At 65.9% G+C, this 14,675-nt stretch carries 15 protein-coding genes; 6 read left to right on the top strand and 9 right to left on the bottom strand.

What is annotated here, in order from left to right; translation table 11 throughout:
• Window positions 1-168 precede the first annotated feature (168 nt).
• From C6W92_RS06865 to C6W92_RS06850, 4 genes are all read left to right on the top strand, one after another.
• Window positions 169-1,188 carry an amino acid ABC transporter substrate-binding protein gene (locus C6W92_RS06865; protein ID WP_129432265.1) on the top strand — a complete coding sequence of 340 codons (1,020 nt, stop codon included), beginning with the start codon at window positions 169-171 and terminating at the stop codon, window positions 1,186-1,188.
• Between the two features lie 120 nt (window positions 1,189-1,308).
• A complete protein-coding gene (locus tag C6W92_RS06860) occupies window positions 1,309-2,523 on the top strand; it encodes an ABC transporter permease subunit (RefSeq protein ID WP_129432264.1) in 1,215 nt (404 codons plus the stop codon).
• A 3-nt stretch (window positions 2,524-2,526) separates the two neighbouring features.
• Entirely contained in the window at window positions 2,527-3,816 is a 1,290-nt protein-coding gene (locus tag C6W92_RS06855) for an amino acid ABC transporter permease (RefSeq protein WP_129432263.1), read from the top strand.
• Between the two features lie 14 nt (window positions 3,817-3,830).
• Entirely contained in the window at window positions 3,831-4,598 is a 768-nt protein-coding gene (locus C6W92_RS06850) for an amino acid ABC transporter ATP-binding protein (protein ID WP_104020360.1), read from the top strand.
• Between the two features lie 96 nt (window positions 4,599-4,694).
• On the opposite strand, the gene C6W92_RS06845 is transcribed toward C6W92_RS06850, so the two are convergent.
• Genes C6W92_RS06845 through argB form a run of 4 tightly spaced genes read right to left on the bottom strand, consistent with a single transcriptional unit; the run spans window position 4,695 to window position 7,854 of the window.
• The gene (locus C6W92_RS06845; RefSeq protein WP_129432262.1) at window positions 4,695-5,810 is read right to left on the bottom strand and encodes an acetoin utilization protein AcuC; all 1,116 of its coding nucleotides are present in this window, start codon (window positions 5,808-5,810) and stop codon (window positions 4,695-4,697) included.
• A 5-nt stretch (window positions 5,811-5,815) separates the two neighbouring features.
• Entirely contained in the window at window positions 5,816-6,304 is a 489-nt protein-coding gene (locus C6W92_RS06840; protein ID WP_129432261.1) for a histidine phosphatase family protein, read from the bottom strand.
• Window positions 6,301-6,951 carry a ferredoxin gene (locus C6W92_RS06835; RefSeq protein ID WP_129432260.1) on the bottom strand — a complete coding sequence of 217 codons (651 nt, stop codon included), beginning with the start codon at window positions 6,949-6,951 and terminating at the stop codon, window positions 6,301-6,303. Before C6W92_RS06835 ends, C6W92_RS06840 begins: the two co-directional genes overlap by 4 nt.
• Window positions 6,952-6,960: 9 nt before the next feature.
• Complete coding sequence (argB, locus tag C6W92_RS06830; protein WP_129432259.1) at window positions 6,961-7,854, bottom strand: acetylglutamate kinase; 894 nt, start codon at window positions 7,852-7,854, stop codon at window positions 6,961-6,963.
• 118 nt (window positions 7,855-7,972) lie between these two features.
• On the opposite strand from argB, the gene C6W92_RS06825 reads away from it, so the two are divergent.
• Window positions 7,973-8,704: an SDR family oxidoreductase gene (locus C6W92_RS06825; RefSeq protein ID WP_129432258.1), complete on the top strand. Its 732-nt coding sequence runs from the start codon at window positions 7,973-7,975 to the stop codon at window positions 8,702-8,704.
• A gap of 247 nt (window positions 8,705-8,951) precedes the next feature.
• On the opposite strand, the gene yihA is transcribed toward C6W92_RS06825, so the two are convergent.
• From yihA to ttcA, 5 genes are all read right to left on the bottom strand, one after another.
• A complete protein-coding gene (gene yihA / locus C6W92_RS06820; RefSeq protein ID WP_129432257.1) occupies window positions 8,952-9,614 on the bottom strand; it encodes a ribosome biogenesis GTP-binding protein YihA/YsxC in 663 nt (220 codons plus the stop codon).
• Window positions 9,614-10,357 (bottom strand): MOSC N-terminal beta barrel domain-containing protein, encoded by a 744-nt coding sequence (locus C6W92_RS06815; protein ID WP_129432256.1) that lies wholly within the window; start codon window positions 10,355-10,357, stop codon window positions 9,614-9,616. Before C6W92_RS06815 ends, yihA begins: the two co-directional genes overlap by 1 nt.
• Window positions 10,357-12,201, bottom strand: coding sequence for a membrane protein insertase YidC (yidC, locus tag C6W92_RS06810; RefSeq protein ID WP_129432255.1), 1,845 nt, complete (start codon window positions 12,199-12,201; stop codon window positions 10,357-10,359). The genes C6W92_RS06815 and yidC overlap by 1 nt, the downstream gene beginning before the upstream one ends.
• A gap of 183 nt (window positions 12,202-12,384) precedes the next feature.
• Window positions 12,385-13,008 carry a diguanylate cyclase gene (locus C6W92_RS06805; RefSeq protein WP_129432254.1) on the bottom strand — a complete coding sequence of 208 codons (624 nt, stop codon included), beginning with the start codon at window positions 13,006-13,008 and terminating at the stop codon, window positions 12,385-12,387.
• A gap of 41 nt (window positions 13,009-13,049) precedes the next feature.
• On the bottom strand, window positions 13,050-13,919 hold the full coding sequence (gene ttcA / locus C6W92_RS06800) for a tRNA 2-thiocytidine(32) synthetase TtcA (protein WP_129432253.1): 870 nt from the start codon (window positions 13,917-13,919) through the stop codon (window positions 13,050-13,052).
• Window positions 13,920-14,161: 242 nt separating this feature from the next.
• Here ttcA and C6W92_RS06795 point away from each other — a divergent pair, with 242 nt between their 5' ends.
• Entirely contained in the window at window positions 14,162-14,662 is a 501-nt protein-coding gene (locus C6W92_RS06795; protein WP_129432252.1) for a YbjN domain-containing protein, read from the top strand.
• Window positions 14,663-14,675 lie beyond the last annotated feature (13 nt).

Raw genomic sequence — 14,675 nt, 5'->3', positions numbered from 1 at the left:
GGCCCCGGGATTTGCGGAACAAAGTCTTGACGGCGCGAGGTGAATCCACACAAACTCGCGGTCACTGTCGGGGGTTTGAACCCCTTATCCAGTGTCATACGGGCCTCGTGACAACGCGGGGTCTAAAGAACCGCTCTTGAAAGAGCGGGAAATCAGGAAGAGGTAAACATGAAAAAAACCGTATTTCTGGGCGCTCTGACCGTGGCCGGCCTTGTTGGCGGTGCGGCGGCTGCGGCCACGCTCGACGACGTGAAGGCGCGCGGCACGCTCAATTGCGGCGTGACCACCGGTCTCGTCGGCTTTGCCGCGCCCGACGCCAACGGGGTTTGGGAAGGCTTTGACGTGGCCGTGTGCCGCGCCGTCGCCGCCGCCGTTCTGGGCGATCCGACCTCTGTCGAATTCGTGCCGACCACCGGCAAGACGCGGTTCACCGCGCTCGCCTCTGGCGAGGTCGACATGCTGGCGCGCAACACGACGTGGACCTTTTCGCGCGACACCGACCTCAAGTTCGATTTCGTCGGCGTCAACTACTATGACGGCCAGGGCTTCATGGTGCCCAAGGCGCTGGGCGTGAGCTCGGCCAAGGAACTCGACGGCGCGACCGTCTGCATCCAGACCGGCACCACCACCGAGCTGAACCTTGCGGACTTCTTCCGCAAGAACAACATCAGCTATGAGCCGGTGCCGATCGAGACCAACGCGGAAGGCCAGCAGCAGTACCTGGCCGGGGCTTGCGATGCCTACACGACCGACCGCTCTGGCCTGGCCGCGACGCGTGCCGCGTTCGAGAACCCGGGCGATCACGTGATCCTTCCGGAAACCGTCTCGAAGGAGCCGCTTGGCCCGCTCGTGCGTCATGGCGACCATGAATGGGAAGACGTTGTGCGCTGGACGCTTAACGCGCTCATCACCGCCGAAGAGCTTGGCGTGACCAGCGCCAACGTCGCGGAACTGGCGTCCGGCCCGACCAACAGCCCGGAGACCAACCGTCTGCTTGGCACCGAGGGCAATCTCGGCGAGATGATCGGACTTGACTCTGACTGGGCCGTGCGGGCGCTTTCCGCCGTGGGCAACTATGGCGAGGTGTTCGAGAAGAACATCGGCGAGAAGACCCCGATTGGTCTTGCGCGTGGACTGAACGCGCAGTGGACCGATGGTGGCATTCTCTACTCACCGCCGTTCCGGTAAGACAAGAACTGACGAAGGGCGCGGGACATTCCGCGCCCTTCGCGCATGACGGATCTCAAAGAAACGGCCCACGGCGAAAACGCCGATAAAAAACCGGGTCGAAGAACAGGGAAATCCCAGATGACGACCATGACCGACCCTCCACAGGCGTCGTTCCGGCTGTCGCAGTTGATCTACGACACGCGGTATCGCTCCTACACGTTTCAATTCATCGCGCTGATGCTGCTGATCGCGCTGATGGCCTATCTCGGCGCCAACCTGGTGACGAACCTGGCCGAGCAAGGCCAGAATATCGCCTTCGGGTTCCTGGCAGAGCCGTCTGGCTATGACATCAACCAGCGTCCGATCGAGTATGACAGCCAATCAAGCCATCTGCGGGCCTCGGTGGTGGGCGTTCTGAACACGCTGATCGTGGCCTTTCTCGGGTGTCTGACCGCGACGATCCTCGGCGTGATCGCCGGTGTTCTGCGGCTCTCGCCCAACTGGCTCGTGCGCAAGCTGATGGCCGGGTATGTCGAGGCGTTCCGCAACGTGCCGGTGCTGATCTGGATCCTCATCATCTTTACCATCATGACGGCGGTTCTGCCGTCGCCGAGCGCGTTCCGGGGCGACACCCCGGATGCAAGTATGCTCTTCGGGTCCTTCGCATTCACCAATCGCGGCATCTATGCGCCTCTGCCGATCTGGGAGCCGGGCTCGTCGGTGGTGGTGCTGACCTTCCTCGCCTCGATCGCGGGCGCGATCTATTACCGTCGCTACGCCACCAAACTGCTCTACGACACCGGAAAGCTGCTGCCGATGGGGTGGCCGTCTCTGGTGATTCTGTTTGTCCCCACGATCCTCATCTTTTTCGTCATGGGGCGGCCGATCTCTCTGGACTATCCCGCGCTCGAAACGTTCAATTTTCAGGGCGGCATGCAAATCCGCGGCTCGCTCATCGCGCTGTGGTTCGCTCTTGCGATCTACACGGGGGCCTTCATCGCGGAGAACGTGCGTGCGGGGATCCTGGCGGTGAACCGCGGCCAGACCGAGGCGGCGGCCTCGCTGGGCCTGCGCCCGGGGCGGATCATGAACCTCGTGATCCTGCCGCAGGCGCTGCGCGTCATCATCCCGCCGGTGATTTCGCAATATCTCAACCTCACCAAGAACTCGTCGCTGGCCATCGCCGTGGGCTACATGGACGTGACCGGCACGCTGGGGGGGATCACCCTCAACCAGACGGGCCGCGCCATCGAATGCGTGCTGCTGCTGATGCTGTTCTACCTGACGATCAGCCTCGCAATCTCGTCGGTGATGAACCTCTATAACAAGTCCATTGCGCTGAAGGAGCGGTGAGCCATGTCGCACGATAATGTCGCCTTCCACCGCGAGCATATGCTCCCCGAGGCACCGCCGCCGGTGACGGAGACGGGGGTCATCAAGTGGCTGCGTGAGAACCTGTTTTCCTCGGTGGCCAACGGCCTGCTCACGGTGGCTACTGCTTATGTCATCATTAGTATCGTGATCGCGGCGGCGCCGTGGTTTTTCAACGGTATCTGGGACAGCCCCAGCCTTACGGCCTGCCGCGAGATGCTCGATGGGCGAACGGGGGCCTGTTTCGCGGTGCTGACAGAGCGCTGGAACCAGCTTCTGTTCGGGTTCAAGTATCCCGACGAGCTCTACTGGCGGCCGACGCTGGCCTTCGTGCTGCTGTTCGCGGCGATCGCGCCAGTGCTGTTCATCAAGTTCCTGCCGCGCATCCTGCTGATCTTTACCGGGCTCTACCCGTTCATCGCTTATTGGCTGATCTGGGGCGGGTCGATCATGGTGCCGATCATGGCGCTCCTGGGCGTGCTGTTTGGCGTTCTCGTCTACCGGCGCACCCTGACCGTCAGCGCCGGTGTTGCGGTCCTTGCGGGGATCGTGGGAGCGATGGTGTTCTGGTGGGCTGCCGGGTTTTTGACCGGGGCCACTGCCGGTTTCATGGCGCTCGAGCCGGTGGCATCGCGCGACATGGGCGGTTTCATGATCAACCTGATGCTGGGTGTGGTCTGCGTGTCGCTGTCGCTACCCTTCGGGATCGCGCTGGCGCTGGGGCGGCAATCCAACATGCCGATCATCAAGTGGATCTGCGTGATCTTCATCGAGTTCATACGCGGTGTGCCGCTCATCACGCTCTTGTTCGTGGCGAACGTGGTGCTGGCATATTTCCTGCCGCCGGGCACGAATTTCGACCTCATCCTGCGGGTCATCATCATGATCACGATGTTCGCCTCGGCCTATATCGCCGAGGTGATTCGGGGCGGTCTCGCGGCGCTGCCGCGCGGGCAATACGAGGCGGCTGACAGTCTCGGGCTCGACTACGCGCAGTCGATGCAGTTCATCATCCTGCCGCAGGCGCTGAAGATCTCGATCCCGGGCATCGTCAACGTCGCCGTGGGGCTGTTCAAGGATACCACGCTGGTCTCGGTGATCTCGATGTTCGACATCGTCGGCATGATCCGCGGCCCGATCCTCGCCTCGGCGGAATGGAACGGCGTCTATTGGGAGCTGTTCGGCTTCGCCGCACTGCTGTTCTTCATCACCTGCTACGGCATCTCGCAATATTCGCAATGGTTGGAGCGTCAGCTTCAGACCGATCATCGGTAAGGAGGGTCATCGACATGGCCGCAGAAGCACAAATGAAGGTCTCCGACGAGGTTGCCGTCGAGATCAGCAAGATGAACAAATGGTTTGGTGCGTTCCACGTGCTGCGCGATATCGACCTGACAGTCTATCAGGGCGAGCGGATCGTGATCGCGGGGCCCTCGGGATCGGGGAAATCGACGCTCATTCGCTGCATCAACGCGCTGGAGGAGCATCAGAAGGGATCGATCACCGTCGATGGCACGGTGCTGTCGAACGATATCAAGAACATCGACCGGATCCGCTCGGAGGTCGGGATGGTGTTCCAGCATTTCAACCTGTTCCCGCACCTGACGATCCTCGAGAACTGCACGCTTGCGCCGATCTGGGTGCGCAAGACGCCCAAGCGCGAGGCCGAGGAAATCGCGATGCATTTCCTCACCAAGGTCAAGATCCCCGAACAGGCGGACAAGTATCCCGGCCAGCTTTCGGGCGGGCAGCAGCAGCGGGTGGCGATCGCGCGGTCGCTGTGCATGAAACCGCGGATCATGCTGTTCGACGAGCCCACCTCGGCGCTCGATCCCGAGATGATCTCGGAGGTGCTCGACACCATGATCGAGCTGGCTGAGGAAGGCATGACCATGCTCTGCGTGACCCACGAGATGGGATTTGCCCGCAAGGTGGCGAACCGGGTGATCTTTATGGACCAGGGCCAGATCGTCGAACAGAACGAGCCCGAGGAGTTCTTTAACAACCCCAAGAGCGAGCGCACCAAGCTGTTCCTGAGCCAGATTCTGGGGCACTGATGGTCTTGGGGGCGCTGCCCCCGTCGCGCGATGCGCGACTCCCCCGGAATATTTGGGGCAAGATGAAGGGGCGGTCCGAGGGGCCGCCTTTTCGCATCAGACCCACGCGGCGCGGCGTTCGCGCAGGGTGGTAATCGCGGCACGCAGGTCGTCGGCGATCACGCCTTCGCGTGGACGGTCGCGCAGCGTATCCACCAGGGTATCGGGCGGCAGCGCCGGGCGGCGCGACCACGTGAGCGCGGCGAGGATGTTGCGGGCGCGTTCGGGCAGGCGGTCAGGGATGTCATACCCGTTCAGGGTGGCCCAGACACCCGCCCAGAGGCGGCCTACTGTCCACGGGTTGTAGCCGCCGCCGCCGAGGACCAGCAGGCGGGGGCCGAGCGTGCGGAGGGCCGCGACGGTGGCCCAGTGGGCGTTATTGGAGAGCGCGAGGCGCGAGAGCGGATCCTCGGCCACCGCGTCGGCCCCGCATTGCAGGACGATGGCCTGCGGCCGCATCGCCTGCAGGCTGGGCAGGATCACCTCGTGCAGCGCCATCGCGAAGCCGCTGTCATTGGCGTCGCGCGGCAGCGGCAGGTTGATGGCGTGACCGCCAGCGCGGTCGTCGAGCGCGCCGGTGAAGGGCCAGCGCCCGGCCTCGTGGGTGGAGATCATGAGCACGCGGCTCTCGCCGTGAAACGCCGCCGCGACCCCGTCGCAGTGATGGGCGTCGATATCGACATAGGCGATGCGGGTGAGACCCTGGGCGAGGAACGCCTTCAGCGCCAGAACCGGGTCGTTGAGGTAGCAGAATCCCGCCGCCCGGTCCGCCATGCCGTGATGGGTGCCGCCGCCGGGGTTGTAGACGGCGCCACCTTTGCCGAGCAGGTCGGCCGCAAGGAGCGAACCGCCCGCCGCCGTCGCGGGACGACGGAACATCTCTGGAAAGACCGGGTTCGACAGCGTGCCGAGGTGGTGGCGGGTTCGGGTTTCGGCGGTGACGTGCCCCTCGGTCTCGGCGCATTGCAGTGCGGCGATGTAGGCGGGGCTGTGCCATGTGGTCAGGGCCTCCGCCTTCGCGCGGGGGCTGGTGACATACTGGCGGTCCGGGAGCCAGCCCATGGCGCGGCAGAGGTCGATCACCGTCGGCACGCGCGGGATCGAGAGTGGGTGGCGCGGCCCGTAGCTCGAGCCGCGGTAGATGTCCGAGCCGATGAAGCGCGGTGTCTGCATCGCGCTCAGATCAGGTCTCGTGGGATGACGAAGTGCAGCGCCGTGCCGGTGCCGGGGGCGACATCGGCCCAGTCGTCGATCTCGAAGCGTGCGACCAGCGTCGCCCCGGTGGGGTAGTCACCGAAGCGGTAGTGGTCTGGCGGTGCGGCGACGAGACGGGCTGCGAATTCGGCGATGCCCGGGTTGTGGCCAAGCATCAGCACCTGCGAACCGGTGGCCCCGCGCAGCAGCCTAAGCATGTCCGGTGCCTCGGCGAGGTAGAGCGCGTCGTGAAGCTCGGGGGCGAGCGGCAGTTTCAGGCGCGCGCAGGTCTCTTGCGTGCGTGCGGACGAGGAACAAAGGATTTGATCCGGCACCGCGTCTATCGTGCGCAGCCAGTCGCCGAGCGCGGTGGCCGAGCGGCGGCCGCGCTCGTTGAGGGGGCGGGCGTGGTCGGGCAGCGCCGGGTCGCCCCAATCGGACTTGGCGTGGCGCATGAGGACCAGGCGTTTCATCGGAAGTATCCCATGTGGAAGGCGGATTGCGCCTCGGTCCGGCCCGCGCCCTGGCTGAGCGGGCAGGCGCGGCGCACGGCGCAGCCGCGCGCCATGCAGTCGTTGCCGGGCCGGTCGAGATCGGTCTTGCAGGCGGGTACGTCGTAGCCATCGGGCGACAGCGCGCTCACCGGGCAGGCGGTGCGGCAGGGCTGGCCGTCGCAGGTGTCACAGGGGCGCGAGGCGGGGGCAGGCAGGTCGATCCGGTGGGGCAGGGCGAGGGCGCCGCGATAGGACAGCATCAGGCCCGTGGTGTCGTGCACCAAGAGCCCAACCGGCGAGGACCAGGCCCGCCCGCTGCGCCGTGCCCAGCCGGTGAAGGATGGCCAGGGCGGGCCGTCGAAGGGAAAGACCGCGCGCGCGCCGAGATCGCTGGCCAGCGCGCCGATCACCCGAAGTGACCAGCGGTCGAGCGGGTCGGGCGCGCCATCGGCGAATTCGGGCGCGGCGGTGACATGCGGCCAGAAGTCCGGCCCGGCGGGGCCGAGCAACACGAGGCTGGTGTATCCCGGCACCTCGTCCGGTTCGAGGTGCAGCGCGCCAAGCGGGGCGAGGTGGTTGCCTCGGGCCTTGGTGGCAATAGAGGAGAGCGCGAGCCGAGGTGTCATGCCGGAGAGCTAGGCCGGGGGCCGCTTCGTCGAGGGGGCCGCACCGTTGCGGATGAGCGATCCGGCGCCATGCTCGGTGAACAGCTCCAGCAGGGTGGCGTTGGGGGCGCGTCCATCGAGGATGACCACTGCGCGCACACCGCCGGCGATGGCGGCGAGCGCGGTTTCGGTCTTGGGGATCATGCCGCCCGCGATCACGCCTTCGCGGGTGAGCGCGCGGATCTGCTCGGGCGTGAGCTCGGTCACGACGTGGCCCTCGGCGTCGAGCACGCCGTCGGTGTCGGTGAGCAACAGCAGCCGGTCGGCGCGCAGTGCCGCAGCGATGGCCCCGGCGGCGGTGTCGCCGTTGATGTTGTAGGTCTCGCCATCCGGCCCGCCGCCAAGCGGCGCGATGACGGGGATCACGCCCGCATCGAAGAGTGTGTGCAGGATCGCCGGGTCGATTTCCGAGGGCTCGCCCACGAGGCCGAGATCGGCGCTGGCCGGGGTGCAGGCGATGAGCCCGGCATCCTTGCCCGAAAGCCCCGCCGCGCGCCCGCCCTGGCCGCCGATGGCCTGCACGATGCGCTTGTTGACGGTGCCCGAGAGCACCATTTCCACCACTTCCATCGTGGCGGCATCGGTGACTCGCTTGCCGCCTACGAAATCCGAGCGGATATCGAGCCGGGCGAGCATCTCGTTGATCATCGGTCCGCCACCGTGGACGATCACCGGGTTGACCCCCACCTGCCGCATCAGCACCACGTCGCGGGCGAATTCGGCCATCGCCTGCGCGCTGCCCATGGCGTGGCCGCCGAGCTTGATGACCACGATGGCACCGGTATAGCGCTGCAGGTAGGGCAGCGCCTCGGAAAGGGTGCGGGCGGTGGCGATCCAGTCGCGGTTCATGTCTCGGGCCTTCATTCCTGTCTCCGGGGTCACGCGCCCGCACTTGTTATCCGCTGCGCCGTGGCGTGCCAAGAGCCGTTGATCCTGGCTGCAGTCGGGCTAGGGTGGAAAGGTCCACGCCGGAGAGATCGCCATGACCATGACGCGCACTTTGCTACTGACCGGCGCGAGCCGGGGAATCGGCCATGCGACAGTGCGCCGTTTCAATAACGAGGGTTGGCGGGTGATCACCTGTTCGCGCCACCCGTTTCCGCAGGAATGCCCTTGGGGTGGCGGCGCGGCGAACCATATCCAGATCGACCTCGCGAACCCCAACGACGTGATCGAGAAGGTCGAGGTGATCCGCAGAATGCTGGGTGGCCGTCTTGATGCGCTGGTCAACAACGCCGGCATTTCGCCCAAGGGGCCGGAGGGTGAGCGGCTAAATACCTTCGACACCGACCTGCGGACATGGGGCCATGTGTTTCACGTCAATTTTTTCGCCCCGGTCGTGCTGGCGCGCAGCCTGCGCGACGAGTTGGCGGCAGCCAAGGGGGCGGTGGTCAATGTCACCTCCATCGCGGGCGGGCGGGTGCATCCCTTTGCGGGTGCGGCCTATGCCACGTCAAAGGCGGCGCTGGCGGCGCTCACGCGCGAGATGGCGCATGATTTCGGGCCTCTCGGCGTGCGCGTGAACGCCATCGCGCCGGGCGAGATCCGCACCGACATCCTGTCGCCGGGCACCGAGGAGCTGGCCGACACGATCCCGATGCGCCGACTTGGCGAGCCGCGAGAGGTGGCTGACACGGTCTATTTCCTGTGCACGTCGCCCTCGGCCTATATCTCGGGTACGGAGATCGAGATCAACGGGGCGCAGCACGTTTGAGCGGGGAGAGATTTGGGCTTGGTGCGGACGTTTGGGATTTGGACCCGGCGCGGAATCGAGGGCGAAGCCCGCCGCGTCATCGCCAGGCCGCCCCCCGGACTGGCGATTTGTCTAAGCTCGCGCACCGATTACAGGTTTTTCGGATTCGGCAGGCATAAAGCGCCCTGAAAAACCGTCGGATCGCCAGCCCGCGGCCTGTCGATGGCGCGGCTCACGGCAACGACCGCTCAAGGCCAGAACAGCCCCCTCACCCCTCCTGTCCCAGCGCCGCGATGGTGGCGCGCAGGGTGGCGAGCCCCTCGCCCTTTTCCGAGGACGTGAGGATCAGCTCGGGGTAGGCCGCCGGGTGCGGGGCGAGGCGCTCGCGGACCTGCGCGAGCACCTTTTCCCGGGTGCCTGCGGCGATCTTGTCGGTCTTGGTCAGCACGCACTGGAAGGGCACCGCGGCGCGGTCGAGCAAGGTCATGATCTCTTCGTCCACCGGCTTGACCCCGTGGCGGGCATCGACCAGCACGAAGGCGCGACGCAGGCTGGCGCGGCCCGAGAGGTATGTCTTTAGCAGCGCTTGCCATTTGCGCACCACGTCGAGCGGCGCATTGGCGTAGCCATAGCCGGGCAGGTCGACGAGGTAGTGGCTGTCGCCGAGGGTGAAGTAATTGATCTCCTGCGTGCGCCCGGGCGTGTTGGAGGCGCGCGCCAGTGCCTTGCGCCCGGTGAGCGCGTTGATGAGCGAGGACTTGCCCACATTGGAGCGGCCCGCGAAGCAGACTTCGGCGCGGTCGGCGGGTGGCAGGCCGGACATGGCCACCACGCCCTTGAGGAAATCCACCTCCCCGGCGAAGAGCTTGCGCCCGGCCTCGGCGTGCTCGGTGTCGGGCTGCTCGGCCTCCGGGAAGGGCAGGCGTTGCATCACAGCACCTCGATCCGGTCACCCACGGCAAGCGTGCCGCTGCGGGTCACCTCGGTATAGATACCGAAATCCTGCGCTCCGCGCGTGCTGTTGAGCGCCCCGAGCGTGTCGAGATCGCGCGCCCCGGTCCCGGGATTGGCCGTGGTCGCCATGCAGCGCCGGATCGGCTCGCGCACGCGCAACTCCGCCTCGCCGATGCGCAGCGTCCGGTCGACGAGATCGAATTCTGCCCACGGCTCCATGCCATCGACATGGATGTTGCAGCGCCACCGCAGCGGCGACACCTCGGCGCCCATCTGCGCGGCCAGATCGGCATTGGAGGCAAGGTTCAAGAGGCTCACCGAGGGGTAATCCGTATCCGTCAGCCCGCGCCCGTCGAGCCGGAAGAGCCGCACCGAGCGCGCGCGGCTCGAAGGCATGAGTGGTGCGACCCAGTCGAGAAACGCCTGTGCGTCGCGGTCGGGATCGAAGGTCAGGTCGGGGCGGTCAGGGTGGGTGAGGGTCACGCGGCCTGCCGCCTCGTCCACCTGCGCGTCGATCGCCATCAATGCGGGCGCCTTGGCCCCGATGGAGAAATTCGTGCAGGGTGCCCATTCGCCTTCGGTGAGGCGCGCCAGCTCGTGCGCGACGGCCCAGCGCCGATCCCACGGCATCGCCTGCCCGCGGCTCAGCGTCACGCGGCGCAGCGCCTCGCGCCCGTGCCCCTTGACCGGGTGGCGCCAGAGGGCACTGACCCGCGCCATCACTTCTTCTTGCCCGTATCCGGGGCGGGCTTGTTGGCGCGCCTGAAGCTCGCTTTGATATTGCCGAACACGTCGGGCTTGTGCCCGTGGCTGCGCATGATCGCGTATTGCTGGGTGAAGGTGATCATGTTGTTGGCGATCCAGTAGATCACCAGGCCCGAGGCGAAGCTGCCCAGCATGAACATGAACACCCAGGGCATCCAGGCAAAGATCATCTTTTGCGTGGGATCGGTCGGGGTCGGGTTCAGCTTCTGTTGCAGCCACATCGACACGCCGAGGCAGAGCGGGAGGATACCAATGAAGATGAGCGCGAGAACCGAGCCGGACTCGGGCGCGGCCCAGGGCAGCAGGCCCCAGAGATTGTAGAGCGACGAGGGATCGGGCGCGGAGAGATCGCGGATCCATCCGATCCACGGCGCGTGACGCAATTCAAGCGTGACGAAGATCACCTTGTAGAGCGAGAAGAAGATCGGGATCTGTAGCAGGATGGGCAGGCAGCCCGCCGCCGGGTTGACCTTTTCCTTCTTGTAGAGCGCCATCATCTCCTGCTGGAGCTTCTGGCGGTCGTCGCCAGCGATCTCCTTGATCTTCTCCATCTCGGGCTGGAGTTCCTTCATCTTGGCCATAGAGACGTAGGATTTGTAGGCCAGCGGCAGCACCAACGCCTTGATCGCGAGGGTGAGCGCGATGATCGCCCAGCCCATGTTGCCGATCATCAGGTTGAACCAGTGCAGCGCCGCGAAGATCGGCTTGGTCAGGAAGAAGAACCAGCCCCAGTCGATCGAGTCGAGAAAGCCGTTGACGCCGTCCTCGTCCTGGTAGCGGCGGATGGTGGCCCATTCCTTTGCCCCCGCGAAAAGGCGGCTGTCGGCGGTGACCGTCTCGCCGGGGGCGAGGCTCCGGGTCTGCTGCACGGTTTCGGTCTGGTAGATGCCGCGCTGCGGATCGTACTTGGTGACGGCCTTGAAAGGCGTGCCGGGCGCGGGGATGAGCGTGGTCATCCAGTAATGATCGGTGAATCCCAGCCAGCCGCCTTCGGTGACCTGCGTGACCTCGGCGGGCGCGCCCTCGCGGGGGTTCAAGGGATATTCCTCGACATCGTCGTAGTCGATCTCGGACAGCGTGCCGTCGGCCATGCCGATAAGGCCTTCGTGCAGGATGAAGAAATTCTTCATGTCGGCGGGCTGGCCGTGGCGGGCGATGATACCATAGGGGGCGAGGCTGACCTCGTTGTTGCCCCGGTTCTCGACCGTTTGGCGCACGGAGAACATGTAGTCCTCGTCCACGGATATCTCGCGGCGGAAGGTGAGGCCCGCGCCATTGTCCCACGACAGGGAGAGCGGCGCGCCGGGGCTGAGCGTGCCGCCGCTCTCGACCTGCCAGAGCGTGTTCGGCCCGGGCACCTGATCTGGCGCCAGTCCGGCGCCAGGGGCCCATCCGTGCAGCGCGTAATAGGGCGTGTCGCTGCCCAGCGGCGTGAGCAGGCGGACGACCGGGGATTCGGGGTCGATCGTCTCGCGGTAGTCCTTGAGCGACAACTCGTCGATGCGCCCGCCCTTTAGCGAGATCGAGCCGACGAGGCTCGGTGTGTCGATGGCGACGCGCGGCACATCGGCGGCGGCCTCCGCGGCGGCACCGGTCCCAGTCGCGGCTGTTGCGTCATTGTTGGCGGCGGGATCGGCGCTCGGCGTGGGGGCGAGCGGATCCTCGGCTTGCGACTCGGCGGTGGGGGCGTTGGGATCGGTGGGCGCGGGCTCCGGCGGCGGGAACATCACGAACCAGACGAGGATCACGAGAAAGCTGAGCGCCGTCGCGAAAATGAGATTCTTGTTCTGATCGTCCATCGCCGGGACCCGTCCGTCATTTATTTGCCTTGGGGCGTTCAACAGAGTGAGGCCCCAAAGGTCAAGCGGATTCCGGGATCGGGTGGTGACCCGGGCGGTATCGGTCGGGATATGCGGCGGTAGCGGCGCCGCACGCGTGAGCGGCCCCACGCGCCCGTCCCTCGTACCAGCGTTCAGCCGCCTTCATGGACGGATGGCGGCGAGGCTATCGGCGATCATCGCCCGCCCGCTGCGTGTGCCCGGCTGTGGCTCCAGGCAGAAGCCGGACGCGACGGCGAGCCCCTCGTCCCGTTGGAAGCCGGACAGGCACGCCGCGGCATGAGCCTGAAGCCGGGCGGCGAGGCGTTGGGCCGCTGCGGTGTCCATCCCCCGCGCGCCGCCGGGGATCACGCCGAACTGCCCGCAGCCCAGGTCGAACAGTGCATCCTCGCGCCGAAGTCGATGGGAGAGGTGGTCGAGGCAGGTGGTTACCAGCCGTTCACCCAACGTGTCCCGTACCCCGTCGAAGCCCGCAATCTCGAGCGTGACGCACAGCACCGGGTGGTGCGCGCGCCGGGTGGTGCGCAGGCGGCGATCGAGGGCCGCAGCCATTTCCGCCATCTGACCGGGCGTGACACGACGGCGCCGCCCGCTGCCGTGGGTGGCGGTCTTGCGCGGGAACAGCACCAGGGCGAAGGGCAGGCCGAGCGCCAGCGCGGCGGGGCCGAACCACACGAAGGCCAGCCCCAGCGCCAGCGCGAGGATCGCGATTTGCGGCCCGCGCATGGCGGCCAGCGCGCTTCGCAGGGCGTATCGAGCCTGGTGCATGGCAATCTCCGTCAACAGGGGCGCAGCCTAGGCGCGCGCGGTTAACGGAGGGTTGGCACCGCCGGCTCTTTTGTCTCGGATTTTAGGGGGTCGCGGGTCAGCCCGGCGAAATCGAACAACGCCGGGTCGAGCAGGTGCGAGGGGCGGGCATTCATCAGCGCGCGGAACATCTTTTGCCGCCGACCCGGATGGTTGGCCTCCCACTCGTCGAGCAGGCGCTTGACCTGCTGACGCTGAAGCCCGTCCTGCGACCCACACAGGTCGCAGGGAATGATCGGGTAGTCCATCGCCCGCGCGAACCGCTCGCAATCGGCCTCGGCCACGTGGGCGAGGGGGCGGTAGAGAAACAGGTCGCCCTCTTCGTTGATGAGCTTGGGCGGCATGGTGGCGAGCCGCCCGCCATGGAAGAGGTTCATGAAGAAGGTCTCGAGGATGTCGTCGCGGTGATGGCCGAGCACCACCGCCGAGCAGCCCTCTTCGCGGGCGATGCGGTATAGATTTCCCCTGCGCAGACGGGAGCATAGCGCGCAATAGGTGCGCCCTTGCGGCACCTTGTCCATGACGATGGAATAGGTGTCCTGATACTCGATCCGGTGGGGCACGCCGCGTGCTTTGAGGAACTCGGGCAGGACCGTGGCGGGAAATCCGGGCTGCCCCTGATCGAGATTGCAGGCGAGCAGGTCGACCGGTAGCAGGCCCCGCCATTGCAGCTCGTGCAGCACGGCAAGCAGGGTGTAGCTGTCCTTGCCGCCCGAGAGGCAGACAAGCCAGCGAGCCCCCTTCTCGACCATGCCGTATTGCTCCACCGCCTCGCGCACCTCGCGCACGATGCGCTTGCGCAGCTTGCGGAATTCGGTGCTGGCGGGAGCGCCGTGGAAGAGTGGATGGATATCGTCGGCTGTGTCGGTCATGGCCCGCGCTTTAGGGCCTATCGGGGCGTCGGGCAAGGGCGGCGGCGGTGGTCTGCATCTTGAGGCCACCCCTCCTGCCTCAACAACTTATTGCGGATATCCCCAACAAATTGCTTTACAGCCCATGAATATGGCCGCACCATATATTGTATGGGCGGTTGGATGCACCTCCGCCCGTAGAGCAGGCACCTAGCGTTTGGGGTGCAAGGCCACCCCCGCGCTACAGCATATGAGGCGGCGCCATGGCACTTTCCGAGCATGATCTGAGCGCGGATCTTCATCCCATCGACCTTGTCGAGCACATAGCAGAACATCACGACTGGGAATTCGACCGCATCGGTGACGATCAAATCGCGATGGCGATCGAGGGGCAGTGGCGCACTTATTCCATCACGCTCGCATGGTCGGGCCATGACGAGACGCTGCGCATGGTCTGTACCTTCGAGATGGAGCCCCCCGAAGAGCGCCTGCCGGTGCTTTACGAGATGCTCAATCTGGTCAACGATCAGTGCTGGTCGGGCGCATTCACCTGGTGGGACGAGCAGAAACTCATGGTGTGGCGCTATGGATTGGTCATGGCGGGCGCGCCGGGGGCGACGGCAGAGCAGATCGACACGCTGCTGGGCGCGGCGGTGATGAGCGCCGAGCGCTATTATCCGGCCTTTCAACTGGCGATCTGGGGCGACAACAGCCCGAAGGACGCGATGCAGGTCGCCATTGCAGAGGCCTACGGTCGCGCGTAAACCTCGGCCCGCA

The organism is Roseovarius sp. A46, assembly GCF_004126395.1.
GTDB lineage: Bacteria > Pseudomonadota > Alphaproteobacteria > Rhodobacterales > Rhodobacteraceae > Roseovarius > Roseovarius nitratireducens.
Note: the sequence above shows the minus strand (reverse complement) of the source record. Positions and strands in the feature narration are given on the sequence as shown.